This window comes from Erythrobacter sp. 'gip.4 top 5', assembly GCF_056495765.1.
The window spans coordinates 1,486,854-1,513,486 of record NZ_CP200270.1 but is presented as its reverse complement, the minus strand read 5'-3'; the positions used below and the strand labels follow the sequence as shown (position 1 = coordinate 1,513,486).

Here is a 26,633-nt window from a genome sequence, read left to right as displayed (position 1 = left end):
TGATGAGATATGGGGCCGCCCTCCGGTGATTGGGGGGGAGGAGAACGGCCCCAAGGGCCCATCGGTGCGACCCGAAGAACCCGGATAATGCCTGATACGTTTCCGTGACAAAATCCTCGTGCTCCGTAGACGCGACATTTAACAACATGCACCCCTTGCGGTGCCACAACGCGGCAAAGTGCCCGCATGAACGGATGAGTGGAGGATTATCCCACCGCGTCCTGTTCCAGGATCCAGTCGGCGGCGGCCTCACAGTGGATTCGCGTGCTGTCAAAGATGGGTAGCACGTTCGCGTTCACATCCACCACCAGATCAAGCTCGGTGCAGGCCAGAATGATCGCTTCGGCCCCCTCCTGCGCCTTGTTGGTGATGATAGTCTTCATCGTGCGTTCGGCCTCGCGGGTGACTTTCCCCACCATCAGTTCGTCATAGATGATCTTATCCATCATCTCGACGTAGTCGAGATTGGGCGGCAGCAGGTCGATCCCGTGCGCGACCAGACGTTTGCGGTAGAAGCTTTCGGTCATGACATTGCGGGTGCCGAGCACGGCGGCATTGTTTATCTCAAGACGCTTCACCGCCAGACCGACACATTCAGCGATGTGAAGGATCGGAATGTCCACCGCCGCGGCAACATCATCATACAGGCGGTGCATGGAATTGGCACCGATGATCAACGCTTGTGCGCCGGCGGCCTCAAGCCGGCGCGCGCTGTCGGTCAGCACGCCGGCGGCACGCTGCCAATCGCGTTCCTCGCGCAGCGCGTAAAGCTGGCAGAAATCGAGGCTTTCGATCAGCAGCGGCGCGCTGGCCATTGGGGCAGCGCGTTTCTGGATGATGCGATTGATGCGTTCGTAATAGGTCGCGGTCGACACCCAGCTCATGCCGCCGATGATCCCGAGTTTGCGCAAAGCCGCGGCCCTTTCGATTTGGTGTGCAGATGCGAACGACTGTAGGGCAGCCGCGTTCCGGGCGTCCAGTGCGCGAGCGGGTGCGGGCGGGAATTACCGGGGTTTTGTTGCCGATGCGTGTTCGGCAAGCCACGGCACGAGATCACCAAGAGTCGCCGCCACGGCCTCCTCATGCGGCAGATGGCCGATGCCCGGATAGACCGCCAGCGTGGCATCGGGCATCGTCTTGGCCAGCCATCGCCCCGCCTGAACCGGGATCAGGCGGTCTTCCTGGCCCCACAGGATCAGCGCCGGGGTAGCGATCGCGGCAATTTGTGCCTCGGTCAGCGGATCATAGGGATAGCCAAAGCGCTTCAGGGTCGCTCGCCGGTTGCCGGGATAGCGCAACAGCTCCCAGTACCGATCCACCGCCGCTTCGCTTGCCACCGATTTGACCGAGACCGATTGTTCAAGGCTCTGCGCGATCAGGCTGCGCGGCGTGATCTGTTCGACCAGCCGGTTGATCCCTGGCGTCTGGGCGATGGCAAAACCGATATTGCCGCCGCCGCTATCCTCGGCAGTGTCCACCTCGTCCGTGAGCGTATCGCCTTCCATCTTCAGCATCGGCCCGCCGCTGGCATCCACCAGGACCAAACCGGTCAACCTCTCAGGGTGCGCCACGGCAAAGGCCAGCGCGTGCTTGCCGCCCATCGAATTGCCGGCGAGGATGAATTGCCGCAAGCCCAGCGCATCGGCCACCTCAAGGATATCGGCCACATAATTGTCGCGGCTGTAATCATGACGGGGGTCAGGCCCGGTCAGGCCATGGCCGACCTGATCGAATCGGATCACCCGGTATTGCCCCTTCAGCGCCGCCACCCACGGCTCCCACGTGTGCAGATCGGCGTTGGACCCGTGGAGCAGCAGAATCGCAGGCGCGTCCTTTGGCCCCTCGTCACGCAAGTGCACGGTTACACCATTGCCAATGGCCACGAATTGCGATGGCGGCCCGCCATATTTGGCGCGCATTTCATCCGCATCGGTATCGGGCGTGCGGAAGATCAGGAAGGCGATCACAACGATGCCGAAGAGCGCGAGCAGCCCGCGCCAGACCCATTTCATGGCGTATCCATCTCCGCAATCCAGCGTCGCACCACGGCAACGCCCTGTTTATCAACGCTCGATTTGCCGAGTTCGGGCATGGCGATGCCCGGCTCTGCGCTGTTCATCCGGTAGAGCACGATGGATTTGTCCGGCTGCCCCGGCAAGACCGAGAATTCATGCCCGCCCGCCCCGCGGCCCGCCGCGACGGGGCGTTTCATGATGCCGAGCGCGGGCGCGCTGTCCTGCTCCCAGCGCAGATCCAGCCCCGAATTGGACGCCGCCCCGCCCGGCTGGTGGCAATGCGCGCAGTTCACATCGAGATAGGCGCGCGCCAGCGGCGCAGCAGGGCCGCTGGCGTGGGTGCGCCAGTCCGGCAAGCGGTCACCGCCGGCGATGTCCCCCGCAAGCCAGCCCTTGCGCTCCATATCGCCGAGCCACGCGCGCGAAAGATTGCGCGCTTTGGGGCCAATCGGGATCACCGCACCATCCTTGGCATGGCAGCCCTTGCACTGGTTCTTGTTGGGGATGGCATAGGAAATCGCTTCACCCGCCGGAGTGACGAGATCCACCCTGCCGCCCGTCAGCGCCAGTGTCGCCTCGGTCTGTTCGTCATTCCAGCGATAGGGCAGCGCGGTCCAGCCATCGGCACGGTGCAGCAGCACGCGGGTTTCGATCAACCGGCGGTCTGCCCCTGTCCCATAGGCAAAGGTCTTGATGATCGCCGCGCCCACCGGGAATTGCAGCAAGCCCTCTCCATTGGCGGTCAATTGCGTGCCTTGCGGCAGGTAGATGAAGCGCAGCTTGTCTGCGCCGTCTGACCACAAGGGCGTATTGAGCGCGTAAGGCGTCACCCCGACCGCAGGCGCCTGTGCGCGGGCATCGTGAAAGAAGCCATAATCGCTCAAGCGCTTGGGAAAACTTGCGTCCAGCACCGCCGCATCATGGACCAGCGCAGGCGGTGCCACCGTGGCATGGGCGAGGACCGCGCCAAAGGTGGCGCAAGCGCCCAGCAGAAGGCCGACACTGCGCCTCATTGCAACCGCGCTTCCATCTCCGCTGGCGCGCCGGGATTGGCGCGGGCGGCGCTTTGCATCGGCACGCCGAGCTGAAGCGGCGCCGGGTTGGCTTTGTCAAAACTCGCGCCTTGCGCGGGCAGGTTCAAGGACCACGCGCGCGCATCCTCTGATCCCAACGCCGTCGGCGCATCACCCAGCCCGTCCCACATCATCGGCGGCAGCTGCCCGCCAAACGCCGCAAGCAGCATCGGGGCGCCCGCCAACTGCGGATCATCGCCGTTCCGGCCAAAGGCGTTGTTGCTGATGAACACCTTGCGCGGTGTGGGATTATAGCGCGCATCATCAAAGGCGTTGGGGTAGCTGATGACCATCACGGCCGCGGTCGGATTGCGATCAATCCGGTTGCGCGCGATCACGACATTCTCGTTCGCCATGACCATGATCCCCGTGCCCCGCCGCACGCCGGCAACGATATTGCCCGGAGGAGCAAAGTTGGTGGTATCATTGTCGACCACCACATTATCGGTGATGACGACATTGCCCCCGTTCATCACGGGCAGGCCGGGCAGATCGAACACCAGAATGCCCCCAGTGTTGCGGGTCGCCAGGTTGTGATGGACGATCGCATCCCGGCTGTTTTCGATCTCGATCCCGGCAACATTATAGTCGACAACGGAATAACGGACCGTGATGTCCCTGGACTGTCCGACATAAATACCGGCATCCGAAGCGCCCGAAACCGTGCAACCATCGATCAGCACGCCGGTGCTTTCGACAGGGTAAATGCCGTATGCCCCATTCTCGGCTTTGGGCCCGCCGGTCCACGTCACCCGGACGCGGTAATAGATGATGTTGTCCGCGCCCTTGGACTTGATCCCGTCACCCTTGGGGTTCTCGACCGCGAAATCGCGCAAGGTGACGTTGTCGGAGGTGACCAGCAGCCCCTCGCCCGCGCCCGCCTGCGTGGTGAAATCGAGCACGGTGGCGCCCATGCCTGCGCCCCGCACGGTTACGCCATCGACATCAAGACTGAGGCCGTCGGTCAAGGTGAAGCGCCCTGCGCCCAGTTCGATCACATCACCCGGCGCGGCCAGGATCAGCGCCTCCTGCAATTGCTGGCTCGCGCCCTCGCCCGGCTCCACCCGGAGCGTTTCAGCGGCGAGCGGCGCTGCGGCCCAGCCTCCCACGGATGCGAGCAGCGCGGCGGACGCCCAGGTATGCAGGGCCAATCGGTTCATAATCTTCTCCCTCTCCGTGCGCAGTGTGGCGCATCGCGGGGAGAAATAGCAAGTCTCAGCCTAGCCCCACGGCGCACAGCGCGGCGGAACTGCTGGTCACGGCCAGCACTTCGGCATCGCCCACCCTCCGAACGCGGTCGATATAGCCATCCAGCGTTGTGGGCCGGGCCGCTTCACCATTGCGCGCCTTGAGCCCTTCAAGCTTGCGCAATTGGCTGATGGTGAGCCGGTCGACCATCCGTTCTGCCATACAGGTGGCATTCTTTTCGCCCAACCCGGCGTCGACCAGCGCGCTTTCGACCCGGCTTTTGGCGATGGTCTGCGCGCAGGCAGACAGCATGACCGCGCCCAGGACCAGCGCGCCAATTCTGCCCCCTGCACGAGTTCGGTTGCGCAATCCCATCATCTTCTCCTGTCGTTTGCTGTCCCGAACGCGAAGTGAGTGCAATCAATCGAGCGACTTGACGATTTCCTCGACCATCTTCTTGGCGTCGGCCAGCAGCATGACGGTCTGGTTCATGTAGAATACGTCGTTATCGACGCCGGCATAGCCCACCCCGCCCATTGACCGCTTGATGAAGAACACCTGCTTGGCCTTTTCCACATCGAACACCGGCATCCCGTAGATGGGTGAGGATTTGTCGGTCTTGGCGGCGGGGTTCACCACGTCGTTCGCACCGATGATGAAGGCGACATCGGCCTGCGCGAATTCAGAGTTGATGTCTTCCAGTTCGAACACGTCATCATAGGGCACGCTGGCTTCGGCCAGCAGCACGTTCATGTGCCCCGGCATCCGGCCCGCGACCGGGTGGATGGCATATTTTACCTCGACACCCTTTTCGCGCAGCTTGTCACCCATTTCACGCAAGGCGTGCTGGGCCTGCGCCACGGCCATTCCGTAGCCTGGGATGATGATGACCTTTTCGGCCTGTTCCAGCATATAGGCCGCGTCTTCGGCGCTGCCCTGCTTGTAGGGCCGCTGTTCGCGTGCGCCGCCGGCACCAGCCGCTTCCGGTGCGGCGCCAAAGCCTCCTGCGATCACCGAAATGAAGCTGCGGTTCATGGCGCGGCACATGATGTAGCTGAGGATTGCGCCGGACGAGCCGACCAGCGCCCCGGTGATGATCATCGCCGAGTTGCCCAGCGTGAAGCCCATCGCCGCTGCCGCCCAGCCCGAATACGAGTTCAGCATCGAGACGACCACCGGCATATCCGCCCCGCCGATGGGAATGATCAGCAGGAAGCCGATGATGAAGGCCAGCAATGCGATGACAATGATCATCCAGCCTTCGCCAGCGCCGCCGTCGGGTGAAATGGTGTAGAGCCCGATCAGCGCCAGAATGGCGACCAGCGTGCCAAGATTGAGGATATGCCGCCCCGGCAGCATGATCGGCGAGCCACCCATGCGGCCCGAAAGCTTGAGAAACGCAATGATCGAGCCAGAGAACGTGATCGCCCCGATGGCGATACCGAGGCCCAGTTCCACACGGCTGACCGCCATGATCTGCCCTGCGGTGTCGACAATCCGGAAGGATTCAGGGTCAAGCCACGCGCCAAAGCCCACCACCACAGCCGCCAGGCCGACAAGGCTGTGGAAGCCCGCGACCAGTTCCGGCATCGCGGTCATCGCGATGCGACGGGCGATCACGACGCCGATGGCACCGCCGATGCCGACCGCAATCAGGATCTCGGTCATGTTGGCGATGTCATGCGTGATCAGCGTCGTGGCGACCGCAATCGCCATGCCGATCATGCCGTTGCGGTTGCCCGTCTGGCTGGTGGCCGGGCTGGACAGCCCGCGCAGCGCAAGGATGAAGAACACGCCCGAAACCAGATAGGCGAGCATCGCCCAGGCCGGGGTGGCCGAGGCGCCTGCAGCGCCCGAGGCAAGGATGGAGAAGCTCATCGCTTACTTGCCCTTCTTCTTGTACATCGCGAGCATACGCTGCGTCACGGCGAACCCGCCGAAAATGTTGATGCTGGCCAGCACCACCCCGAACAGGCCGAGATACTTGGCGGCCGGGCTGTTGGCCTCGGCACTCGCAATCAGCGCGCCCACGATAATCACGGAGGAAATCGCATTGGTCACCGCCATCAGCGGCGTATGCAGCGCCGGGGTGACCGACCAGACAACGTAATAGCCCACAAAGCAGGCCAGTACGAAGATCGAGAGAATCGCAATAAAATCCATTTGCTTACGCATCCTCGAACATAAAGGAGAACCGATACTTTTTGAGTTTCAGCGAAGGAATTGCACGAACACCGCTTTGGCAGCTTTTGTCAAAATCAGCCGCAACAAGAAATCCTCGGACCAAAGTTTCGGGCTCTTCCGCCATCAAATCAACCATATAGCCAGCGACTTGGCCAATTGCTTCGCGTTTGGCTATTCCTGCTTTGAGCTCAATGACGACTAATGCCCCGGTCGCGTCGCGGGCTAGAATATCTATAAAGCCTGACTGAACGCTGCGCTCCATACCATCGTCTATAATCGTGAGATCAGGCTCAAGCTGTTTGATCTCCTTCCGCAAACTATCTTGCAAATGGCGTTCAAGTTCAAACTGCTTGGCTTCTTTCTTATCTGATAATGCGGCAGCGGCGATCTCAATCGCGGAATCCGCGACGACCTTACTCTCACCACCCTCGTCACGAAAAAGGCAGTACGTGCGAGCGCCTGTCCGAAAATTACTCAGTTGATTATATCGGGGACCGACTATTCCAAGTTTGCTCGGATCTGGCTTGTCGGCTCGTGCATCTGCGGTCGAATATTCCATATTTGCGATCGCTGTCGCTAAACGATCCCTGTCAAAGAGATCATCTAAGTCGCCGTAGGCTTCTTCTATGCGCCGTGCATAACCGAGATACGAGGCAGCCACGCTCGGCTTGGGGTATCGTTCCGCTAACCAAGCCCTAAACGCCTGCTCCTTCATCCCAGCAGCCGTTCGTTCACAACCTTGCCGCCCTGCGTCAGGCGGATCGCATTGCCGATTTCCTCATCGAACACGGGCTTGCCCTGCTCCTTGTCCCAGAACGCCTGGAACATGATGAAATGGTTGCGCGCAAACAGCGCCGAGGCATCGGCAGGCAAGTGCGCGGGCGTGTTGGAAAAGCCGATGATCTTGACGCCGTGGCGGTCCACGACCTGATCCGGCACCGACCCTTCAACATTCCCGCCCTGCGCCACCGCGAGATCGAAGATCACGCTGCCCGGCTTCATCGTCGCAATCTGCGCGTCGGTGATCAGGCGCGGCGCGGCGCGGCCCGGGATCAAGGCCGTCGTGATGACAATATCCTGCTTGGCGATATGGCTGGACACCAGTTCGGCCTGCGCTTTCTGGTATTCCTCACTCATTTCGGTGGCATAGCCGCCCGAACCTTCGCCTTCGATCCCGGCGACATTTTCGACAAAGATCGGCTTGGCGCCGAGCGACTGGATCTGCTCCTTGGTGGCAGAGCGCACATCGGTCGCCGAAACCTGCGCGCCCAGACGCCGCGCTGTCGCAATTGCCTGAAGGCCGGCAACGCCCACCCCCATGATGAAGGCGCGCGCGGCCTGCACCGTGCCCGCGGCCGTCATCATCATCGGAAACGCGCGGCCATAGGTATCGGCGGCGGCCAGAACGGCCTTGTATCCGGCGAGGTTGGATTGCGAAGACAGCACATCCATGCCTTGCGCGCGGGTAATGCGCGGCATGAACTCCATACTCAGCGCTTCCAGCTCGGCAGCGGCATAGGCATCGACCACATCGCGCCGCGTAAAGGGATCGAACAGCGCCGCCACCATCGCGCCCGGCTTTGCCCCCGCCAGCAGGGCTGTGTCCGGCGCCTGAATCGCGATCACGATATCGGCGTCCTTCACTGTCGCGGCGGCATCGGCCACCTGCGCGCCGGCTTCGGCATAGGCATCATCGGGGATCGAAGCGATCACCCCCGCCCCTGCCTCCACCGCGACCGAGCAACCCAGCGCAGCAAACTTCTTCACCGTTTCCGGCGTGGCGGCAACGCGCGTCTCGCCAGAGGCGCGCTCCTTCAAAATGGCGATTTTCACAGGGACGGCGGCTTAACTGGCGATCAGCGCGACAACGATGAACGCGATGACCGCGATCACCGGCACAGCCCATTTGAGCGTTGCCATGAAGCTGCCATAGGTGGCTTCAGCCTTTTCCATGTCGTGAACAGTCATACGTCCTCATTCCCCTTGGGCTCTCGAACGCGGCCTTGCGCGTTGGGTTGCGCAGTGGTTGCCGCAAAATTGCCGGGGCCGCAACCCGGCTGTGCCGTCGTTCCGTATCGAAGCCCCAAGGCGATCTCAAGTCACGTTGCGCGTGGGGCGCGCATGGGGCGCGCATGGAGCGCGGATGATCGCGGTCTGGGCCTGCGAAAACCACCTGTCCCGGTCCGGCACAGTCTTAATCCCGTTTTTACCTTCCGCCGCTATGCCTACGGCTTGTGCTGGACCGCTGCGGCTGTCCGGCAATTCAGGTGAAAGCGAGCGGCAGGACCGATGGCGGATATTGATTGCCTTCCCGAAGCGCAGAATGATGCGCGGATCGTCATGCTCATCGATGATGAGCCAGCGCAGTCGCGCCTCATCACCGCGATTGCTGCGCGCGATGGCTGGCGCACGATCGTCGCCCCCGATGCCGAAACCGCCATTGCGATGCTTGGCACGCATGAAGGGATGCAGTTGTCCGCGATCCTGCTCGACCAATGGGTGCCGGGGGATGATGCCTGCCAGCTGATTGCGGAACTCAAATCGCGCCGGCCGGCGCTTCCGATTTTGATGCTGACCACCAGCGCATCGCCCTTGCTGGCGGTGGAAGCGATGCGCGCAGGCGCTTCGGATTATCTCGTCAAACCCGTCTCGCCTGACCGGTTGATGGAGGCGCTGCGCACTGTCACCACCCGCGAATCGCCGCGCAATGAATTGGCGCCGCTCACTGAAAAAATGTCCGCTCAGCTCGATTTCGATGCGATGATCGGCACCGCCCCGCAATTCCGCACCGCGCTGGCGCAGGCGGCCAAGGCGGCGCGCGGCCACGGCCATGTGCTGATCGAAGGCGAAACCGGCACCGGCAAGGAAATGCTGATGCGCGCCATGCATGGCGCCTCGCCGCGGTCGAAGGAAACCTTGCGAATCATCAACCTCGCCAGCGTGCCGCCTGCGTCGATCGATTCGGTATTGTTCGGGCATGAACCCGGCAGCTTCCCCGGCGCGTTCGATCGTCAGATCGGCGCCTTTCAGCACTGCGACGGCGGCACGCTGATCCTCGACGAGATTGACCGCCTCAACCCCGTACTCCAGCAACGCCTGGCCGAAGCGCTCGACACCGGGATCATCCGTCCCGTCGGCGCCAGCTATGGCTTTCGCGTCGATGTGCGGCTGCTGGTGACCAGCAATGTCGGGCTGGACCGAATGGTGCAGGCCGGACAATTCGATGCCAGCCTCGCCGCAAAGCTGGGCGCGACGCGGATCGTGCTGCCGCCCTTGCGCGAGCGCAGCGGCGATATTCCCGCCCTGACCCGCCATTTTCTGGCCCGCATCGGCGAACAGCCGGGCCTTATCCACCTGTCTGTCTCAGATAGTGCCCTTGCGCTGCTGGCGGCTTACGATTGGCCGGGCAATGTCCGCCAACTGCAATCAGTGCTGTTTCGCGCCGCGGTGTATTGCGAAAGCAATTCGCTGGGTGCCGACAGCTTCCCGCAATTGTCCGAACTGCTGGGCGAACAGGGCAGCGTCACCGTGGCCAGCGCGCATGAAGGCGTGGGCGTCATGCTCTACACCCCCGATGGCAACCTGCGCCCGCTCGAAGAGATCGAAGCCGATGTGATCCGCCTTGCCATCGGCCATTATCGCGGTCGCATGACCGAAGTGGCACGCAGGCTGGGGATCGGGCGGTCAACGCTGTATCGCAAGCTGTCCGATCTGGGGATTGATAACGCGGCTTGATCGGCACAGCCTGCGGGCTTAGCCACAGCGCCATGACACACAATCAGGATTTCGCCGGGCGCACGGCGCTCGTCACAGGGGCGGCATCGGGTATCGGCGCGGCCTCTGCCAAGGCGCTGGCGGCACGGGGGGCTTCGCGGCTGTTTCTGGTCGATATCGATGCTGCAGGGCTGGATCGGCTGGATCTTCCCAAGGGCTCCGAAAGCGAGGTTCACCGCATCGTCGGCAGCGTCGCGGACGAGGCGCTTTGGCACAGTCTAGAGCCCCGCTTGACCGGTCTAGACCACGCCGTGGTCAATGCAGGTATTGGCGCAGGCGGGCCAATTGCGTCGATTTCGCTCGCAGAATGGCGCCGAGTGATGGCGGTCAATCTTGATGGCGCGTTCCTGACGCTTGCCACCGCGCTCAGGGCAATGGGCGATACCGGCGGCAGCGCGGTGGTGGTCGCCTCGGTCACCGGATTGAAGCCCGTACCCGGTATCGGCCCCTATGGTGTGTCCAAGGCCGCGGTCGCCCACATGGCGCGGATCGCGGCGGTCGAGAATGCCGGAAAAGGCATCCGCGTCAATGCGATAGCCCCCGGCGGGGTCGATACCGCGATCTGGGAAAGCGGCGAGGATTTCCAGCGCTCGGTCGCCGCAATCGGGCGCGAAGCGACGCTGAAGGCGATGGCGAAAACCACGCCCTTGGGTCGTTTCGCCTCGTCCGAGGAGATGGCCGACAGCATCCTTTATTTGCTCAGCGACGCTGCTTCCAACATTACCGGCCATGTGATGGTCTCAGACGGCGGCTTTACTCTCTGATTTTCCGCGACATTTTCGCGCAATTCCAACCCGGCCAAAAATGTTTCACGTGAAACATACGCAGAACATCCTTGGCCGGGTGGAAATCCGTTCACCAGTTATACGTCTGGCTCGCCAGTGTCGCGCTGGTATTGCCCTTGAGCGTCATGGTCAGCGCTTTGGCCTTCCAGTCGATATCGACCAGACCGTAGTTTTCTTCCGAAAAGAACTTCGTCACCCGCGCCGCATCGGGTTCACGCTCAGTGCTGCGATCATTGTCATTGCCGAAAGCGAGGTTGAGCGAGGAACTGGTCAGCTCCCACATTGTCTCGCCCTTATGCGCGGTAGTGTAGATGCCCGCAGCGTGGCGATCACCCGACAGAATCACCATCCCGCTCGCCTCACGGCGGCGCAGCATTTCGAGCAGCCGGTTGCGCTCGACCGGCATGTTGGTCCAGCCTTCAAACTGGTGCGCGGTAGTGATCACCTGCGTTGACGATACCACGATCCGCAAGTCCGCCGGCTTGGCCAGTTCCTGTTCCAGCCATTGCCACTGCGTCTCGCCCAGCATCGTCTTGTCGAGGTTTTCATCCGGCAGATAGCTGCCGAGTGGCGGGCGATCCTTAGTCCATTCCGCCCGCTTCAGATCCGAACGGAAGTAGCGCGTATCCAGCATAATGACCTGCACGCGGCGCCCCTCCGGCCCGGTGATGCGGCTTTCATAAACGCCGGGGCGCGAACGGACCGCGTCGGACGATCCCCAGAAGGTTTCGAACAGCGTCTCGCCCCACTGCCGGAACGGAAAGCCGCCGCCGGCATCATTGAGGCCGTAATCATGGTCGTCCCACGTCGCCATCATCGGCACCTTGGCACGGAACCCTGCGAATTCCGGATGCGAGGCCTGCAGGGCATAGGCGCTGCGCAGGCTTTCGAGACCCGCGTCAAAATCCCAGCCGCTGTCCCCATAGACATTGTCGCCGATCATCAAGAACAACTGGGGCTGCTGAGCCGCGATCTGCGCCCACATGTGCTGCGGCGCGCTCTGGTGATTGCAACTGCCCACCGCGATTCGAGTCAGCGTGGTGGTGGCGGCCAGCGCTGGGTTAGGCCCCGCCACCGGCATCTCGACCTGCTGGGCGAGCGCCGCGTAATAGGGCGCGAGCAACTGATCGGGCGTCAGGCTCACCGCGACAGGCGTGGCCTTGACCGGCGTCGGTTCATCCTCATGCGCCATGGTCGGTGCAGCAAAAGCGGTGGCGGCAAGGATAGTGGCGGCAAGCAGCGAAAGGCGCATGGGTTGGCTCCTTGAGGGGGCAGATCGGGGGTTTTGTGGCGATGCTTCGTGACACAAGCATGGCAACAGGGAAAGACTGTCAGAGCGGTGCCAACGCGCTGAAATCGGTTAGCGCCGCATCGCGCAGGCCCCGCCACACATTGCGCGCCTGCACCGTCTCGGCCACGTCATGCACGCGCAGCAAGTGGACGCCCGCCTCCATCCCCTTGATGGCGAGCGCGACCGAGCCGGCGAGGCGCTGATCGGCGCTTTCCTCTGCGGACAGCGCGCCGATCATCCGCTTGCGGCTCACGCCCAGCAGCAGCGGACTGCCGAGCGCGTGGAACAGCGGTAGGGCATTCAGCAAAGCGAGGTTTTCGCTCAAGGATTTGCCAAAGCCGATACCGGGATCAAGGATGATCCGGTCTTCGGCAATCCCTGCGGCGACAGCGCGCATGCGCGCGGCCTTCAGGAAATCAAATACCTCGCTGACCACATCGGCATAGCGGCCACCCGCATGCAGGTCCTCGCCCGCGCCCGGCGCATGCATCAGGACGACCGGACAAGCCGCTTCGACCACCACCTCGATCGTGCGAGGGTCATAGCGCAACGCAGAGACGTCGTTCGCCATCTGGGCGCCCGCCGCAAGGCCTGCGGCGAGCACGCCTGCGCGCCGTGTATCGAGGCTGATCGCGGCGCCCATGACAGCGCAATATTCAATCGCCGGAACGACCCGGCGGATTTCCTCGTCCTCGAACGTGGCAGAGGCGCCCGGACGGGTGCTTTCCCCGCCGATGTCGATAATGGCCGCCCCGGCTTTGAGCATGGCGGCGGCGTGTGCGCGGCCTGCCTCTGCGGCGTCATGCTGGCCCCCATCGGAGAAACTGTCGGGCGTGACATTCAGGATGCCCATTACCTGCGGCTGATCAAGGCGGATGGTGCGCGCGCTAAGGTTTAGCGGCGGGTGGACCTTGGCGAGGTTTGCCCATTGCACCGCAGCATCTTGCGCCAAATCGTCCGGCAGATCGGCAATCGCAGCGACGATTGTTTCCGGCAGGCCGACCACCCGCTGGAGGACCGCCCCGCCCCCGCGCACCACCAGCGCGAATTCGCGGGCATAGACCATGCTGCCGCCGAGCCGCACTGCGTCGCCCTCCACCGCTTGCGGACCGGACACAAGGGTGATCGGATGGAGATAGACGCTGTCAGCCATGTCTCATGGACTACCCGCCCGCGCTGTTCGCGCAAAGCCCTTCCGGCCCGTCTGCCAACAACCGCGCCCATAAAAAAGGCCGCGCCCGATCACGGACGCGGCCTTCTGCGGTCAATCAGTCGCAAACCAGCTTATTGGCCAAGCTTGATCCGCACCCCGGCCGAGACAATCGACTGGCCGGTTTCCACACCGAGATTGGCGGGCAGCAGGTTCAACGGCACGGTGGCCGTATCCGTGCGGTCGCGCCAGGTGTATTGGCCAAACACCTCCGCCCGTTCGGACAAGGCGAAACTCGCACCCGCCATCAGCTGATAGGCGAAGCCGCCATCATTGGCATCGGCCACATCCACGCCAGACGGGCGGTACTGAATATCGGCCCACTGGTATCCAAGCCCCGCGCCAACGAAGGGCTTGAAGCTGTTCCCGGTATTGAGGTCATAGAAGACATTGCCGAACAGACCGAAGTTCGTAACACGGCCCTGTCCGTCGGCGAGCACCGCGCCGACAGTGGGGTTGCCCGCTGCCGGTGAACCACGGGTCAACACGGCCACGTCCACCCCATCAATATTCGCGCCACCAACCGTCAGCCCGGTATGACGATCAACGTCATAACGGGAGTAGGCGCCTTCCAGTTCTACCCGGAAGCCATTGTTGAAGGCGTAACCGACCTGGCCGTTGATTGCGTAACCGGTATCGAATTCTGTCTTCCAGCCCAACGAGGTATCGGCCGGGATCGCGCCGAAATCATCGGTTGCGGGAACCGTCGCATCAAAGGCACCGCTGTTGTTGCTGTCGTTCGGGAACGCGAGGCCCCCGCTGACGCCGATGTAGGGTCCTTCCTGCGCCGCTGCCGCTGCGGGGAGCGCTGCCAGAGCGGCAGTGCCTGCTGCGACCAGGGCAAATCTATTCTTCACGTTCATGCTGTTTCCTCATACTTATGGGGCGAGCCGTTCATAGGGAACGGACAACCAGCCATGGTACGAGGGGGGCGCGAAACGGTTTCCGCAAATTGCGACAGATTGTGGCGGTGATGCGACTACCTGAAAGTCAAGGTAAGCCGTTCATTTTGTAGCAATGTTTAGCCCTTGCAGGCCTTAATCTTCAGAGGCCAGCAGGTACAACTGGCGGGCAGCATCAATCGGCTTCACCTTGCCCGCATTTTCGTAATGCCAAAACAGCCAGCCATTGCAGGAAGGCGCGTCTTGCAGATCCTTGCCCAGCCCGTGGATCGAACCGGTTTTGCTTTCGCACTCAAGGCTACCATCGGCGCGTACCGTGGCGATCCAGCGGCGCTTCTTGTCGAACACCTGACTGCCGGGCGGGATCAGCCCGCCTTCGACCACCGCGCCAAACGCCACCTTCGGCGCAGAACGCGCGCTTTGCATTGTGGTCAGCGCGCTTTCATCGAGCGGCAGTTCTTTGGCGATGCGCCGGGTGGCGATCTCGCGGTAGGCATCCTCGCGCTCGCAACCAATCCATTCGCGGCCCAACCGCTTGGCCACCGCGCCGGTGGTGCCGGTGCCAAAGAAGGGATCGAGCACGACGTCGCCCTTCTCGGTCGTGGCCAGCAACACGCGGTACAGCAGCGCCTCGGGCTTCTGGGTGGGGTGCGCCTTCTTGCCGTTTTCCTTCAGCCGCTCTCCGCCAGAGCAGATCGGCATGACCCAGTCCGAGCGCATTTGAAGTTCATCATTCAGGGTCTTCATCGCGCGGTAATTGAACTGGTACCGCGCCTTTTCCCCCATGCTGGCCCAGATCAGTGTCTCGTGTGCGTTGGTGAAGCGGGTGCCCTTGAAATTGGGCATGGGATTGGTCTTGCGCCAGACGATGTCGTTCAGGATCCAGAAGCCCAGATCCTGAAGGATCGAGCCGACGCGGAAGATATTGTGATAGCTGCCGATCACCCACAGGGCGCCATCGGGCTTCAGCACGCGGCGTGCTTCGGTCAGCCATGCGCGGGTGAATGTGTCATAGGCCGCCATGCTGTCGAACTGATCCCAGTGGTCAGTCACAGCGTCGACGTGGCTGCCATCCGGACGGTTAAGATCGCCGCCCAGTTGCAGGTTGTACGGCGGATCGGCGAACACGAGGTCAACACTGGCAGTGGGGAGCGAGCGCATGGCCGCGATGCAATCCCCGGGCAGAATGCGGCCCAGCGGCAAATCATGCGTGCGCACGGTTTCCGGCGCTTTAACAACGCTTTTTGCCCGCGACTTCACCTTTTCTATCACGCCCACTGCTTTGGTCCCGCCTGCTATGCATTCCACTTATCCACAGGCATGAGTCTTTGAAGAGTCCCCGTCAAGCGCCTAATTTCGCGCATTTTATGGTTGACAGGGAGTCAGGAGCACAAGGCTTATGCGGAACGAAACAAGACCGGCACAAGATGTTGAGTCCTGTGGTCGCAAGGGGACTCGATATGCAGCGGTGTGGCGCGCAGGACTCACCTCGCACGCCATCCTTCTCGCATAATTCCGATTACAGCAGGCTGGCCTGCGCAACCGGGGCGCAGCTGCGGCGATGCAGTGGCGTTGGGCCATGCACCCGGAGCGCCGCCATGTGCTCGGCCGTGCCATAGCCCTTGTTGCGCTCCCACCCGTAATGCGGATGGTCCTGCGCCGCTTCCAGCATCAGCCGGTCGCGCCATTCCTTCGCAACGATGGAGGCAGCCGAGATGCACGGTTCGATCCCGTCCCCGCCGACAATCGCACGTGCAGGCCAGCACCATTCGGCGCAGCGGCTCTGCGGGGTCATGTTGCCATCAATCAGCACGTTGCAGGCTTCAACGCCCAGTGCGGCGGTCAAACGGCCAACAGCGCGGGTCATCGCCAGCATGGTCGCCATAAAGATGTTCACACGGTCAATCTCGTCAGGCTCGACCACCGCGACCGCCCAGCCGCAGGTGCCACGGATCGCTTCGTCCAGAACGGCACGGCGCTTGGCCGAAAGGCGCTTGGAATCATCGAGCCCGGCAGGTATCGCCACTCCAAGCACAACTGCCGCGGCCACCACCGGCCCGGCGAGCGGCCCGCGCCCCGCCTCGTCCACCCCGATGACCAGCGGAGCGCCTGTGACCGTAAAATCTGGAGCAACCCCAAACATGATGCGTTCTGCCCGTTTCCTCATCACTCTTTCCCTGCCTACGCTGATGCTGGCAAGCTGCACCAACGCGCAAATGGGGGAAACCACCCAGGCTTCGGGAGAGATTTCGGCGGCCAATGGAGCGGCCACCCCGTTCCGTTCAAGCGACGTTGCCACGTTCGAAGAACCCTGGGCGCTGGCCTTCGCGCCCGGTACCGCCATGTTGTTCGTCACCGAAAAGTCTGGCGCGTTGAAGCTTGTCGATACCGCCACCGGACAGATCGCAACGGTCAGCGGAACGCCGACGGTTGATTACGGCGGCCAGGGCGGTCTTGGTGACATTGCCTTCCTGCCATCCGAAGCAGGCGCTACAATTGGCAGCCGGACGATATATCTGAGCTGGGCCGAAGCGGGCGAAGGTGACACCCGCGGCGCGGCCGTTGGCAAGGGCACGCTGAACTGCGCCCAGCCCACCACCTGCACAATCCAGGGCCTCAACGTCATCTGGCGCCAGACGCCGAAGGTCTCGGGCCGGGGTCATTATTCCCACCGCCTTTCGATCTCGCCCGATGGCAAGTATCTCTACGTTGCCAGTGGTGAGCGGCAAAAGATGCAGCCGGCGCAGGATACCTCGAACACGCTGGGAACGATTGTCCGCCTCAATCTCGATGGAACGCCCGCCGCTGGTAACCCGATGGCCGACAAGGGCGGCGCCACGGCGGAAATCTGGTCTTACGGTCACCGCAACATCCTCGGCATGGACTGGGATGCGCAAGGGCGCCTTTGGGAGGTCGAGCATGGCCCGGCTGGCGGTGACGAATTGAACCTCGTCCAGCGCGCAGCCAATTATGGCTGGCCGGTCCGCTCGAACGGAGAGCATTATAACGGCGATCCGATCCCCGATCACAGCGCGGATGATGGCTTTGCCAAGCCCGCCGCCTTCTGGAACCCGGTTATCGCGCCGGGCGACATGCTGATCTACACCGGCGATATGTTTGCAGGTTGGAAGGGCCATGCCCTGATGCCGGGTCTGGCCACAGAGGCCCTGATCGACGTGGCGATTGATGGCCAGAACGCCCGCGAAGTTGCGCGCCATGGCTTTGACAATCGCCTGCGTGCCATAGCGCAGGGACCGGATGGCGCGATCTATATCGCCGAGGATGGCAAGGGCGCCAAGCTGCTGAAGCTCACCGCCCGCTGATGGCCACCACGACGGCGACGCTGATCCCGCTTGAGGCTGTCGACCCCGCTATGATTGAGGCCGTGCTCGACCGCGCGTTCGGCCTCGATCGCCACGCGCGCACAGCTTACCGCATCCGCGAAGGCATGGACTGGCTGCCGGGCCTGAGCCTTGCCGCGCTGGACGAGGACGAGATGCTGGTCGCCACCATCCAGTGCTGGCCGATCGCCTTGCAGACCAAGGCAGGGCAGGTGCCGCTGGTGATGGTGGGGCCGGTGGCCGTGGTGCCTGAAAGGCAGGGTGAAGGCTTTGGCGTCGGACTGATAAGTGCAATGATTGCAGAGGACGCCCGCCTTGCCGCTGCCGGTGGCCGTGCTTTGCCGCAAGTGCTGATCGGGGACGCGGACTATTACGGGCGCTGGGGCTTTTCATCGGCGATGACAGGCGGTTGGCGTTGCCCCGGGCCTTATGAAGCGCACCGCCTGCTGGCACGCGGATCGGCACTTGCTGCGCTGCCGTCCGAAGGGATGCTGGCGCCGTGGGAAGGTTAGCCTCTTCACCTTCGGCGCTTCATCTGCCAACGGTGCCTTTATGCCTTATGAACCACCGCCCTATCTCGCCAGCCTGACTCTCGCCCAGATCGCGGAACTGGTGGAACAGCGCAAACTCCCCCCGGTCGAAGGCTGGGCACCGCAGCAGATCGGCGAAAGCCACATGGTGATCACCGCTGACGGACGCTGGTTCCACGAAGGCGGCGTGATCCGCCGGGAAGCGATGGTGCGCGCTTTTGCAGGCCTGCTCACCCGTGACGGTGAAGGCCATCACTGGCTGGTCACCCCGTTCGAAAAGCTCAGCATCGAAGTGGAAGATGCCTGCTTCATCGCCACAGACTGCGTGCGGGCGGATGATGCGCTGGCCTTCCGGCTGAACACCGACGACCTCGTCATCGCCGGATCGGATCATGCCTTGCGCGCGACCGGCGATCCGGAAAATCCGGCGATTTACCTCCACGTTCGCCGGGGCTGCGAAGCGCGTCTGAACCGGTCGACCTGGGCGCAGCTGGCCGAAATCGCCCTGGCCGAAGGTGCGGACAAAAACGGCTGGCAAATCGCCAGCAAGGGCGAGACCTTTCGCCTCCTCCCATGACCCCGCCGCCTGCCGCCAGCATCCATGATACGCTCGCGCGGGCCTTTGCCGACGGCCATGCGCGCACGATTCCCGACTTGCTCAGCGATGCGCATTTTGCTCGCGATGGCCGCGCCACCCCTGCCGCGGTGCTGATTGCGATCACCGATGTGCCGCATGATCCGCAGGTGATTCTCACCCAGCGCCCCCGCGCCATGCGCGATCATCCGGGGCAGGTCGCCTTTCCGGGCGGAAAAATCGATCCGGGCGAGGATGCGATCACTGCTGCGCTGCGCGAGGCCGAGGAGGAACTTGCCTTGCCGCGTGAAGCCGTCCGCGTGATTGGCACCAGCGACCTCTACCACACCGGCACCGGCTTTCTGGTGACGCCAGTGGTGGGCGTGGTGCCGCCCGGTCTCACCCTCATCCCCAACCCCGCCGAGGTTGACGCGTGGTTTGAAGCGCCGCTGGCGATGCTGCTCGATCCATCGAGCTGGACCAGCAACGAAGTGTTCTGGCGCGGCGCCAACCGGCGCTATCTTGAACGCGAATGGCAGGGCTTCCGGATCTGGGGCGTAACCGCCGCGATCATCGCCAACCTGTCGCGGCGGATCGATTTGGAGGCTTTGCGCAATGCTGCGTGATCTTGCTGAGGCCGATTGGACGCGCCGCGCAGGACTAGCCGCGCTGACCGCTGCGCTGGGCGCGGACAATATCCGCTGGGTCGGCGGCGCGGTGCGCGATGGGCTTTTGGGCGTTGCAGTTCATGATGTCGATTGCGCCACCCGGTTGCTGCCTGATGAAGTAATCGCGGCTTGCGACCGGGCGGGCATTCGCACTGTGCCAACCGGGATTGACCACGGCACCGTCACCGCGATCCTGAAGGACGGCCCGGTCGAAGTTACCACCTTGCGACGCGACGTGGCCACCGATGGCCGGCGCGCCACCATCGCCTTTGCGCACGACTGGCACGAGGATGCCGCACGGCGCGATTTCACTATCAACGCGCTTTATGCGCACCCTGAAACGCTCGAAATCCAGGATTATTTCGGCGGTCTGGATGATCTGCGCGCAGGCCGCGTGCGGTTTATCGGGGATGCACGCCAACGGATTGCCGAAGATCACCTGCGCATTTTGCGCTACTACCGCTTTCAGACCCGCTTCGGCGCGGCGTTGGATGACGAGGCAGAAGATGCCTGCGCGGACCTCGCCCACACACTGAAGGGTCTCAGCCGGGAACGGATTGCGGCGGAACTCCTGAACCTGCTGGCCCTGCCCGATCCCCACGCCACGCTGGCCCGGATGAAAGCGCGCGGCGTGCTGGGCGTGATCCTGCCCGAAGCCTGCGCCACGCAACTGGTCGCGCTGGGTCGCCTGATTGCGGCGGAAAGCGCGCAACGTATCGCCGCCGATCCGGTGCGCAGGCTTGCAGCACTGCTGCCGCCCTCGCCCGAGGTTGCCGAGACGGTCGCCGCCCGCCTGCGCCTGTCAAAAGTCCAGCGCACCCGGCTGGTCAGCGCCGCCGAGCGCAGCGCCAGCGACGCTGCCGATCCCCAGGCGCTGGCCTACCGGTTGAGCCTATCGCTGGCGATCGACCGGCTGTTGCTGATCGGTGCAGATGCAAGGGTGCTGAATGACTGGAGCGTGCCGGTGTTCCCGCTGAAAGGCGGCGCGATCGTCGCGCGCGGGATCACCGCCGGGCCGCAAGTCGCACGGCTGCTCCACACTATCGAAGGGCGCTGGGTCGCCGAAGGCTTCCCCTCAGCCGACCGCGTCAACCAGATGCTGGCCGAGGAACTGGGCACCAGCGCCTTCAATTTCGATTAGTCGAAGCGGTTGTCCTTGGGGAAGCCCTGGGGTGGCATCCGCCCTGCGGCGCCTCTTGCCACCTTCCACATGCGGATTTCGGTTTCGGTCCGGGTCCGCTCACCCGATCCGCCCATCTGCCAGCTAAGGCCATCAGCCAGAACAAAAGTGGTCGCGTCGGACATGCCGCCATCGCGATAACGCTGCAATTGCACCCCCTGGCCGCGGGTCATCACCGGCATCTCTTCCAGATTGAAGACCACCAGTTTCCGATTGTCGCCCACGCAGGCGACATGATCGTGCTGTTCGGGGATCGGGCGGATCACCTGTAACCGTGCCCCATCCTTCAGGTTCACCACCTGCCGCCCCTTGCGGGTTTCAGCCAGCAGCTCGGTCATTTCCGCGACAAAACCCTTGCCGTGGTTGGAGGCCAGCAGCAGGCGCCCACCGGGGCGATGCACCATCATCGCGCTGACATTGGCATCGCTTTCCAGGTCGACCATCGTGCGTACCGGCTCGCCAAAGCCGCGTGCGCCGGGAAGCTTGTCACAGCCCAGCGTAAAGAACCGCCCGTCGCTTGCCGCCAGCAGCAGCTTGTCGGTGGTCTGCGCGTGGAGGATGAAGGCGAGCGCATCGCCTTCCTTGTATTTGAATTCCTGATCCAGCGGCACGTGCCCGCTCGCCGCACGGATCCAGCCTTTCTGACTAAGGATTACAGTGACCGGCGCTTTTTCAATCATCGCGTCCATCGAGAACTCAACCGTGGCGGCAGCTTCAGCAATCAGCGTGCGGCGTGCGCCCAGCGGCGTGTCTTCGGCATAGGCCTTGCGTAGGGCGCGCAGGTCGCGCTTCAGCCGGGTGCGCTGCTTGGCCGGGCTTTCGAGCAGCGCGTTCAGGTCGGCTTCTTCGGCCAGCAGCGCGTCCTGTTCCTTGCGCAGCTGCATTTCTTCCAGCTTGCGCAAGGACCGCAGCCGCATGTTGAGGATGGCCTCGGCCTGCATATCGCTGAGGTCAAATTCGGCGATCATCACCGGCTTGGGCTCGTCCTCGGTGCGGATGATTGCGATCACCCGATCGAGGTCGAGGTAGGCAATGATATAGCCGCGCACCAGTTCCAGCCGCTTGGCAATCTGCGCCAACCGGTGCCGCGCGCGGCGCTGAAGGATGTCGATCTGGGCGAAGGTCCAGCTTTCCAGCAATTCCTTCAGCCCCATCACCATCGGGGTGCGCCCAAAGCCAGGGCGTTCATCCAGCACGTTGAGATTGAGGCTGAACCGGGTTTCCAGATCAGTCAGCTTGTACAGGCTTTCCTTGAGCAACTCGGGATCCACGTTGCGACTTTTGGGCACGATCACGATGCGGATCGCCTCGTCGCTTTCGTCGCGCACGTCTTCAAGGATCGGCAGCTTGCGATCAGCGATGGCGGCGGCGATCTGTTCGATCAGCTTGCCCTTGGGCACCTGATACGGGATTTCCGAGATGACCAGCTGCCACTGCCCTGCGCCCAGCCGCTCGATACCGGCGGCAATGTCATCCGCCTCCTTGGCTTCGGGCGCGTGGAAGCGACCGCGCAGGCGGAAGCTCCCGCGCCCGGTGAGGTAAGCCTGTGATATGGCAGCCGCGCTGTCGATCACCTGTCCGCCTGTGGCAAAATCCGGGCCATGGAACAGCGCCATCAGTCGTTCATGCGTGACTGCGGGATTGTCGATCAGTTCCAGCGTTGCATCGATGATTTCCGCGACGTTATGGCTGGGGATGCTGGTTGCCATACCCACGGCAATCCCGCTGGCGCCATTGGCAAGCAGATTGGGGAACAAGCCGGGGAAGATGACCGGCTCTTCTTCCTCGTTATTATAGGTCGGGATGAAGTCGACCGTGCCTTCATCCAGCCCCGCCATCAGCTCCATCGCGGTGCGGGTCAGGCGGCATTCGGTGTAGCGATCGGCCGCAGCGTTATCGCCGTCGATATTGCCGAAATTGCCCTGCCCTTCGATCAGCGGATAGCGCAGCATGAACGGCTGGGCGAGGCGGACGAGCGCGTCATACAGCGCCAGATTGCCGTGCGGGTGATACTTGCCCATCACATCGCCCACCACGCGCGCGCATTTCTTGAAGGCGCTGTCGGGCGTTACCCGCAGTTGGCGCATCCCCCACAACAGGCGCCGGTGAACCGGCTTCAACCCATCGCGCAGATCGGGCAGGGAGCGCGCCGTGATGGTGGACAGCGCATAGACCAGATACCGCTCGGACAAGGCGGCATCGAAGGGCGCATCGACGATCGCGTCAAAGCCATCGTCCGGCGCAGCGGTGGTCACAGGATCGGTCATCGTTGTGGTCTAGCAATCCGCTGGCTGGGCTGGGAGAGGGGTTTCCACAGAGTTTAATTTGGTGCGCGCGTGATTGCTTGGGCAAGATCGGCCAAGGCACACGTCTTGATCGCCTCGCACTGTCCGCTCAGGTGCAGAAACTTCACCGCAGACTGGCTCAACCGCATCTGCACTTGCGCGCTTCCGCCGCCTTCGAGCAACAACGCCGACGGATCGAGCGGCACAGGAAAGGCGCGCGCCGACGCCGCATCGAAGGCGGGATAGTTGCCCGCGTACAAGGCAAACGATTCGCCGCGCCAGACCATTTGATAGGTGGTAGAGTCCGCAGGCTGTTCAGTGCCAACAATCACCACATCCTCAGGCAGGCAGAACCCGTCCATGCATTGCGCTTTCTCGCCCGCGCTGCATCCTGAAATGATCGCCACGCCAGCAGCCAGCGCAAGAAGCCGACTACATCCGCTGGGCATCATGGGCCTCACCCGGCACATTGACGGTCAGGCCGTCCATGTCACCGGTCAGTTCGATCTGGCACGAAAGCCGGCTGGTGCGCCGCACCCCTGCGGCGAAATCGAGCATGTCTTCCTCCTCGTCAGTCGCGGCGGGCAAGCGGTCGAACCATTCCGGCGCAACGATGACGTGGCAGGTCGAACAGGCCATCTGTCCTTCGCACGTACCTTCCAGCGGCAATCCTGCCGACTGCCCCACCCGCAGCAGCGTATCGCCTGGCTCAGCAGCCGCTGAGACAGGGTTCCCGCGTGGATCGACAAAGGTGACGGTGATGCTCAAAGGCCCTGCTCCCTGGCGGCGGCAATGATCACTTCCGCGGCGGTTTCGATGTCCTGACGTGTTGTATAGCGCCCAAAGCCGAGGCGGATAGAGGACTTTGCCTGAGCGTCCATCAGGCCGATCGCTTTTAGAACATGGCTGGTCCGGCCTGACCCGCTGGCACAGGCTGACCCTGCGGAAAACATGATCTGCCGACAGTCACTCATCAGTCGGGCGACGTCCAATCCCTCTCGCCGAATGTTGAGATTGCCTTTCCAGCGATCATCTGCGCTGCCGTTCAAATCCCAGTCCGCAAACGCTGCCCGCCCTATGTTCCATAAATGTTCCACGTGAAACAATTGCTCGGAAAAGCATTCTGCCGAAAGCTGCGCGGCTGCGCCGAAGCCTGCGCAAAGGGCGGGCGAGAGGGTGCCTGACCGCAGGCTGGCCTCCTGTCCACCGCCATGAAGCAGGGCAACCGGGGGTCTGGCGTCGCCGGCGATCCACAGCGCGCCGATGCCTTTGGGGCCGTGGCATTTGTGGGCCGAGATCGCGATGTAATCCGCCGCCACCTCCACGGGCACTCTACCATAAGCCTGGACGGCATCTACCAGCACCCTGGCCCCGACCTGCCGTGCACAAGCGACGACCGCGTCAAGGGGGTTGCGAACGCCAATTTCGTTGTTGATGGCCATCACTGCGACCAGTCCGGTTTCGGGCGTGATCGCCGCTTGCAGCGCCTCCAGATCGGCGCGCCCATCGGACTTAACCGGCAGCACGGTAAAGCGCCGCCCCTGCGCCTCGACCGCTTTTGCGCAATCGAGCACGGCGGCATGTTCGGTGGCAAAGGTGATGACATCTCCCGGCGTGCCCAGCAGCACCATGTTAAGCGCTTCGGTGGCGCCAGAGGTGAAAACCACCTGCCCGCCTTCAGGCAGCAGCGCCGCAACGCGTTCACGCGCCGTTTCCACCGCGGCAGCAGCCATGCGGCCCATGCGGTGAGGTGCGTGGGGATTGCCAAAGGTGTCGCTGTCCGGCCCGCCGAGCCAGCGCAGCATGGCTTCGCGCGATTCGGGCGCGAGCGGCGTGGTGGCTTGGTAATCGAGGTAGATCATGTGAGCAAAGCCCACGCTTTTGCAAACCGATCCAGTTCCTCGGGCGTGGTGTTCCACCCCAAACTCACTCGGATTGTGCGCGCCGCCACATCATCGGGGACGCCAAAGGCATCAAGTACCCGACTTTTCTTGAGCGTGCCCGAAGAACACGCGCTGCCCGCCGACACGGCAAAGCCTTGACTGTCGAGCCGGATCAGCAGGGCCTGGGCCGAAATGGTGGGGTGGGCGACCGCAAAAATATGCGAAGCCTGCGCCCCCGGCGCAATCAGTTCGCCCGACTGGGCCAGCACGTCACGTAAATTGAGCCGTTCGGCTTCAGTCGTGGCCCAGTCTTCTGCGCCTCCGGCCTCCAGCGCTTTGGCCATACCCAGCGCGCCGGGCAGATTCTCGGTCCCCTGGCGATAGCCGCGCTCGTGCCCGCCGACAGGTTCCAACAGATGGAAATCGCGCACCAGCAAAGCCCCGATACCAATCGGACCGCCAAACTTGTGAGCGGAAACCACCACCATGTCGGCATCGGGCAGCGCCAGCTTGCCCGCACTCTGGGCGCAGTCAGACAGCACCAGTGCGCCGGTTTCCTTCAAGGCTGCAGCCATGTCGCTGACCGGATTGATCGTTCCGGTTTCAGAATTGACGTGCTGGACGGCAATCAAGGTATCGGCATCCAGCGCCTCTACGCCAGTAAATATGTCCGCATCAGGCGCAGCCCGAAACACCGCGTCATGCTCGACCGCGCTTACGATCCGGCGCATGGCTTTGGCCCGGTTCAGCGCAATCCACAGCGCCTCGCTCGCGCCGCTGGTAAAAATAAGTTCCCCTTCCCACCCCAGCGCCGCCCTCACGCGCTCGCGCGCATCCTCCAGCGCGGCCTTCGCCTTGCGGCCTTCCGCATGGGGCGACGAGGGGTTGGCCCATAGCCGGAACCCCTCCTCCATCGCGGCCTTCGCCTCGGGACGCAGGGGCGATGTGGCAGCGTGGTCGAGGTAGATACGGTCAGGAATGGGAGTGCCTCACAAAAAATTGCGAAAATTGCGTCGCCCCGTATATAGAGACCGCTTTCGCACGCGCCACCCGGCGTGGTGCGGCTCCTCATTCGCAAGGTTTGCCCGATGCCCTCAGTCATCTTTCCCGGCCCTGAAGGCCGCCTCGAAGGTCGTTTCTCGCCCCCGCCACGTGCCCGTGCGCCCGTGGCGATGATCCTGCACCCGCACCCCGAAGGCGGCGGCACGATGAACGACCGGATCGTGCAGCGGATGTACAAGACCTTTGCCGACCGCGGCTTTGCCACGCTGCGGTTCAACTTTCGCGGCGTGGGCCGTTCGCAGGGCAGCTTCGATAGTGGCATCGGCGAATTGTCCGATGCAGCTTCGGCGCTGGATTGGGTGCAATCGATCCACCCTGAGGCGCAAAGCACGTGGATCGCAGGCTATTCGTTTGGCGCGCTGATCGGGATGCAGTTGCTGATGCGCCGCCCCGAAGTGCGCGGCTTCATCTCTGTGGCGCCGCCGGCCAATATGTATGACTTCAGCTTTCTGGCTCCCTGCCCCGCCAGCGGCATCTTCGTGCAGGGCGCGGCCGATACGGTGGTGCAGCCCAATGCCGTGCAAAAGCTGGTCGACAAGCTGCGCACCCAGAAGCACATCACCATCCATCACGAAGAAATCCCACGCGCCAATCACTTCTTCGAAAACGAGCTCGATGAATTGATGAAGTCGGTCGATAATTATCTGGATTTCCGCCTGTCTCCGGAATGCCCGATCAAATAACGCCG

28 protein-coding genes are annotated in these 26,633 nt (G+C 63.0%); 8 read left to right on the top strand and 20 right to left on the bottom strand.

Translation table 11 applies throughout. The features are described 5' to 3' along the window. Positions 1-206 precede the first annotated feature (206 nt). The 10 genes from ACRANW_RS07140 to ACRANW_RS07095 all read right to left on the bottom strand — a co-directional run bounded on the left by ACRANW_RS07140 (position 207) and on the right by ACRANW_RS07095 (position 8,428). Positions 207-911: an aspartate/glutamate racemase family protein gene (locus tag ACRANW_RS07140; protein ID WP_479433832.1), complete on the bottom strand. Its 705-nt coding sequence runs from the start codon at positions 909-911 to the stop codon at positions 207-209. Positions 912-1,004: 93 nt separating this feature from the next. Continuing rightward, on the bottom strand, positions 1,005-2,012 hold the full coding sequence (locus tag ACRANW_RS07135; RefSeq protein WP_479433831.1) for an alpha/beta fold hydrolase: 1,008 nt from the start codon (positions 2,010-2,012) through the stop codon (positions 1,005-1,007). Further along, positions 2,009-3,028, bottom strand: a complete 1,020-nt coding sequence (locus ACRANW_RS07130) for an SO2930 family diheme c-type cytochrome (RefSeq protein ID WP_479433830.1) — start codon at positions 3,026-3,028, stop codon at positions 2,009-2,011. Before ACRANW_RS07130 ends, ACRANW_RS07135 begins: the two co-directional genes overlap by 4 nt. Next, entirely contained in the window at positions 3,025-4,248 is a 1,224-nt protein-coding gene (locus tag ACRANW_RS07125; RefSeq protein WP_479433829.1) for a parallel beta-helix domain-containing protein, read from the bottom strand. The genes ACRANW_RS07130 and ACRANW_RS07125 overlap by 4 nt, the downstream gene beginning before the upstream one ends. Positions 4,249-4,303: 55 nt before the next feature. Then, positions 4,304-4,654, bottom strand: coding sequence for a hypothetical protein (locus tag ACRANW_RS07120; protein ID WP_479433828.1), 351 nt, complete (start codon positions 4,652-4,654; stop codon positions 4,304-4,306). 42 nt (positions 4,655-4,696) lie between these two features. Next, complete coding sequence (locus ACRANW_RS07115; RefSeq protein WP_479433827.1) at positions 4,697-6,154, bottom strand: NAD(P)(+) transhydrogenase (Re/Si-specific) subunit beta; 1,458 nt, start codon at positions 6,152-6,154, stop codon at positions 4,697-4,699. Between the two features lie 3 nt (positions 6,155-6,157). Continuing rightward, positions 6,158-6,439, bottom strand: a complete 282-nt coding sequence (locus ACRANW_RS07110; RefSeq protein WP_479433826.1) for an NAD(P) transhydrogenase subunit alpha part 2 — start codon at positions 6,437-6,439, stop codon at positions 6,158-6,160. A gap of 4 nt (positions 6,440-6,443) precedes the next feature. After that, a complete protein-coding gene (locus ACRANW_RS07105) occupies positions 6,444-7,175 on the bottom strand; it encodes an endonuclease NucS domain-containing protein (protein ID WP_479433825.1) in 732 nt (243 codons plus the stop codon). Next, positions 7,172-8,293 carry an NAD(P) transhydrogenase subunit alpha gene (locus ACRANW_RS07100; protein ID WP_479433824.1) on the bottom strand — a complete coding sequence of 374 codons (1,122 nt, stop codon included), beginning with the start codon at positions 8,291-8,293 and terminating at the stop codon, positions 7,172-7,174. The genes ACRANW_RS07105 and ACRANW_RS07100 overlap by 4 nt, the downstream gene beginning before the upstream one ends. Before the next feature lie 12 nt (positions 8,294-8,305). Next, the gene (locus tag ACRANW_RS07095) at positions 8,306-8,428 is read right to left on the bottom strand and encodes a hypothetical protein (protein WP_479433823.1); all 123 of its coding nucleotides are present in this window, start codon (positions 8,426-8,428) and stop codon (positions 8,306-8,308) included. A 321-nt stretch (positions 8,429-8,749) separates the two neighbouring features. Between ACRANW_RS07095 and ACRANW_RS07090 the strand changes: the two genes are divergently transcribed. Further along, positions 8,750-10,195, top strand: a complete 1,446-nt coding sequence (locus ACRANW_RS07090) for a sigma-54-dependent transcriptional regulator (RefSeq protein ID WP_479433822.1) — start codon at positions 8,750-8,752, stop codon at positions 10,193-10,195. 32 nt (positions 10,196-10,227) lie between these two features. Then, positions 10,228-10,998 (top strand): SDR family NAD(P)-dependent oxidoreductase, encoded by a 771-nt coding sequence (locus ACRANW_RS07085; RefSeq protein WP_479433821.1) that lies wholly within the window; start codon positions 10,228-10,230, stop codon positions 10,996-10,998. A gap of 91 nt (positions 10,999-11,089) precedes the next feature. On the opposite strand, the gene ACRANW_RS07080 is transcribed toward ACRANW_RS07085, so the two are convergent. The 5 genes from ACRANW_RS07080 to ACRANW_RS07060 form a co-directional block, all read right to left on the bottom strand. Beyond that, on the bottom strand, positions 11,090-12,271 hold the full coding sequence (locus ACRANW_RS07080) for an alkaline phosphatase D family protein (protein WP_479433820.1): 1,182 nt from the start codon (positions 12,269-12,271) through the stop codon (positions 11,090-11,092). A gap of 79 nt (positions 12,272-12,350) precedes the next feature. Continuing rightward, positions 12,351-13,463, bottom strand: coding sequence for a dihydropteroate synthase (folP, locus tag ACRANW_RS07075; protein ID WP_479433819.1), 1,113 nt, complete (start codon positions 13,461-13,463; stop codon positions 12,351-12,353). A gap of 131 nt (positions 13,464-13,594) precedes the next feature. Then, a complete protein-coding gene (locus ACRANW_RS07070) occupies positions 13,595-14,383 on the bottom strand; it encodes an outer membrane beta-barrel protein (RefSeq protein ID WP_479433818.1) in 789 nt (262 codons plus the stop codon). A 174-nt stretch (positions 14,384-14,557) separates the two neighbouring features. Then, positions 14,558-15,682 (bottom strand): DNA methyltransferase, encoded by a 1,125-nt coding sequence (locus ACRANW_RS07065; RefSeq protein WP_479433885.1) that lies wholly within the window; start codon positions 15,680-15,682, stop codon positions 14,558-14,560. A gap of 259 nt (positions 15,683-15,941) precedes the next feature. Beyond that, entirely contained in the window at positions 15,942-16,565 is a 624-nt protein-coding gene (locus ACRANW_RS07060; RefSeq protein WP_479433884.1) for a ribonuclease HII, read from the bottom strand. A gap of 1 nt (position 16,566) precedes the next feature. On the opposite strand from ACRANW_RS07060, the gene ACRANW_RS07055 reads away from it, so the two are divergent. Genes ACRANW_RS07055 through ACRANW_RS07035 form a run of 5 tightly spaced genes read left to right on the top strand, consistent with a single transcriptional unit; the run spans position 16,567 to position 20,676 of the window. Next, on the top strand, positions 16,567-17,745 hold the full coding sequence (locus tag ACRANW_RS07055) for a PQQ-dependent sugar dehydrogenase (protein ID WP_479433883.1): 1,179 nt from the start codon (positions 16,567-16,569) through the stop codon (positions 17,743-17,745). Then, complete coding sequence (locus tag ACRANW_RS07050; RefSeq protein WP_479433817.1) at positions 17,745-18,275, top strand: GNAT family N-acetyltransferase; 531 nt, start codon at positions 17,745-17,747, stop codon at positions 18,273-18,275. Before ACRANW_RS07055 ends, ACRANW_RS07050 begins: the two co-directional genes overlap by 1 nt. A 40-nt stretch (positions 18,276-18,315) precedes the next feature. Continuing rightward, positions 18,316-18,870: a DUF1285 domain-containing protein gene (locus ACRANW_RS07045; protein ID WP_479433816.1), complete on the top strand. Its 555-nt coding sequence runs from the start codon at positions 18,316-18,318 to the stop codon at positions 18,868-18,870. Beyond that, positions 18,867-19,493 carry a CoA pyrophosphatase gene (locus ACRANW_RS07040; protein ID WP_479433815.1) on the top strand — a complete coding sequence of 209 codons (627 nt, stop codon included), beginning with the start codon at positions 18,867-18,869 and terminating at the stop codon, positions 19,491-19,493. Before ACRANW_RS07045 ends, ACRANW_RS07040 begins: the two co-directional genes overlap by 4 nt. Then, complete coding sequence (locus tag ACRANW_RS07035) at positions 19,483-20,676, top strand: CCA tRNA nucleotidyltransferase (protein WP_479433814.1); 1,194 nt, start codon at positions 19,483-19,485, stop codon at positions 20,674-20,676. Before ACRANW_RS07040 ends, ACRANW_RS07035 begins: the two co-directional genes overlap by 11 nt. Here ACRANW_RS07035 and parC read toward each other — a convergent pair. The 5 genes from parC to ACRANW_RS07010 are packed head-to-tail and all read right to left on the bottom strand — an operon-like array spanning position 20,673 to position 25,797. Next, a complete protein-coding gene (gene parC, locus ACRANW_RS07030; protein ID WP_479433813.1) occupies positions 20,673-22,982 on the bottom strand; it encodes a DNA topoisomerase IV subunit A in 2,310 nt (769 codons plus the stop codon). The genes ACRANW_RS07035 and parC overlap by 4 nt on opposite strands. A gap of 53 nt (positions 22,983-23,035) precedes the next feature. After that, a complete protein-coding gene (locus ACRANW_RS07025) occupies positions 23,036-23,452 on the bottom strand; it encodes a hypothetical protein (RefSeq protein ID WP_479433812.1) in 417 nt (138 codons plus the stop codon). Continuing rightward, positions 23,433-23,768, bottom strand: a complete 336-nt coding sequence (locus ACRANW_RS07020) for a 2Fe-2S iron-sulfur cluster-binding protein (RefSeq protein ID WP_479433811.1) — start codon at positions 23,766-23,768, stop codon at positions 23,433-23,435. The genes ACRANW_RS07025 and ACRANW_RS07020 overlap by 20 nt, the downstream gene beginning before the upstream one ends. Next, entirely contained in the window at positions 23,765-24,862 is a 1,098-nt protein-coding gene (locus tag ACRANW_RS07015; protein ID WP_479433810.1) for a cysteine desulfurase family protein, read from the bottom strand. The genes ACRANW_RS07020 and ACRANW_RS07015 overlap by 4 nt, the downstream gene beginning before the upstream one ends. After that, positions 24,859-25,797: a cysteine desulfurase family protein gene (locus tag ACRANW_RS07010; protein WP_479433809.1), complete on the bottom strand. Its 939-nt coding sequence runs from the start codon at positions 25,795-25,797 to the stop codon at positions 24,859-24,861. Before ACRANW_RS07010 ends, ACRANW_RS07015 begins: the two co-directional genes overlap by 4 nt. Positions 25,798-25,971: 174 nt before the next feature. Here ACRANW_RS07010 and ACRANW_RS07005 point away from each other — a divergent pair, with 174 nt between their 5' ends. Then, entirely contained in the window at positions 25,972-26,628 is a 657-nt protein-coding gene (locus ACRANW_RS07005) for an alpha/beta hydrolase (protein ID WP_479433808.1), read from the top strand. The last annotated feature ends 5 nt before the right edge of the window (positions 26,629-26,633 follow it).

Coding starts and splice junctions, on each gene's coding strand:
- ACRANW_RS07070 (WP_479433818.1), bottom strand. CDS start 14,383: ATGAACGTGAAGAATAGATTTGCCCTGGTCGCAGCAGGCACTGCCGCT.
- ACRANW_RS07085 (WP_479433821.1), top strand. CDS start 10,228: ATGACACACAATCAGGATTTCGCCGGGCGCACGGCGCTCGTCACAGGG.
- ACRANW_RS07090 (WP_479433822.1), top strand. CDS start 8,750: ATGGCGGATATTGATTGCCTTCCCGAAGCGCAGAATGATGCGCGGATC.
- ACRANW_RS07015 (WP_479433810.1), bottom strand. CDS start 24,862: ATGATCTACCTCGATTACCAAGCCACCACGCCGCTCGCGCCCGAATCG.
- ACRANW_RS07040 (WP_479433815.1), top strand. CDS start 18,867: ATGACCCCGCCGCCTGCCGCCAGCATCCATGATACGCTCGCGCGGGCC.
- ACRANW_RS07110 (WP_479433826.1), bottom strand. CDS start 6,439: ATGGATTTTATTGCGATTCTCTCGATCTTCGTACTGGCCTGCTTTGTG.
- ACRANW_RS07005 (WP_479433808.1), top strand. CDS start 25,972: ATGCCCTCAGTCATCTTTCCCGGCCCTGAAGGCCGCCTCGAAGGTCGT.
- ACRANW_RS07045 (WP_479433816.1), top strand. CDS start 18,316: ATGCCTTATGAACCACCGCCCTATCTCGCCAGCCTGACTCTCGCCCAG.
- ACRANW_RS07025 (WP_479433812.1), bottom strand. CDS start 23,452: ATGATGCCCAGCGGATGTAGTCGGCTTCTTGCGCTGGCTGCTGGCGTG.
- ACRANW_RS07055 (WP_479433883.1), top strand. CDS start 16,567: ATGCGTTCTGCCCGTTTCCTCATCACTCTTTCCCTGCCTACGCTGATG.
- ACRANW_RS07050 (WP_479433817.1), top strand. CDS start 17,745: ATGGCCACCACGACGGCGACGCTGATCCCGCTTGAGGCTGTCGACCCC.
- ACRANW_RS07060 (WP_479433884.1), bottom strand. CDS start 16,565: ATGTTTGGGGTTGCTCCAGATTTTACGGTCACAGGCGCTCCGCTGGTC.
- ACRANW_RS07105 (WP_479433825.1), bottom strand. CDS start 7,175: ATGAAGGAGCAGGCGTTTAGGGCTTGGTTAGCGGAACGATACCCCAAG.
- ACRANW_RS07125 (WP_479433829.1), bottom strand. CDS start 4,248: ATGAACCGATTGGCCCTGCATACCTGGGCGTCCGCCGCGCTGCTCGCA.
- ACRANW_RS07115 (WP_479433827.1), bottom strand. CDS start 6,154: ATGAGCTTCTCCATCCTTGCCTCGGGCGCTGCAGGCGCCTCGGCCACC.
- ACRANW_RS07080 (WP_479433820.1), bottom strand. CDS start 12,271: ATGCGCCTTTCGCTGCTTGCCGCCACTATCCTTGCCGCCACCGCTTTT.
- ACRANW_RS07095 (WP_479433823.1), bottom strand. CDS start 8,428: ATGACTGTTCACGACATGGAAAAGGCTGAAGCCACCTATGGCAGCTTC.
- ACRANW_RS07010 (WP_479433809.1), bottom strand. CDS start 25,797: ATGGAGGAGGGGTTCCGGCTATGGGCCAACCCCTCGTCGCCCCATGCG.
- ACRANW_RS07120 (WP_479433828.1), bottom strand. CDS start 4,654: ATGATGGGATTGCGCAACCGAACTCGTGCAGGGGGCAGAATTGGCGCG.
- ACRANW_RS07135 (WP_479433831.1), bottom strand. CDS start 2,012: ATGAAATGGGTCTGGCGCGGGCTGCTCGCGCTCTTCGGCATCGTTGTG.
- folP (WP_479433819.1), bottom strand. CDS start 13,463: ATGGCTGACAGCGTCTATCTCCATCCGATCACCCTTGTGTCCGGTCCG.
- ACRANW_RS07130 (WP_479433830.1), bottom strand. CDS start 3,028: ATGAGGCGCAGTGTCGGCCTTCTGCTGGGCGCTTGCGCCACCTTTGGC.
- ACRANW_RS07035 (WP_479433814.1), top strand. CDS start 19,483: ATGCTGCGTGATCTTGCTGAGGCCGATTGGACGCGCCGCGCAGGACTA.
- parC (WP_479433813.1), bottom strand. CDS start 22,982: ATGACCGATCCTGTGACCACCGCTGCGCCGGACGATGGCTTTGACGCG.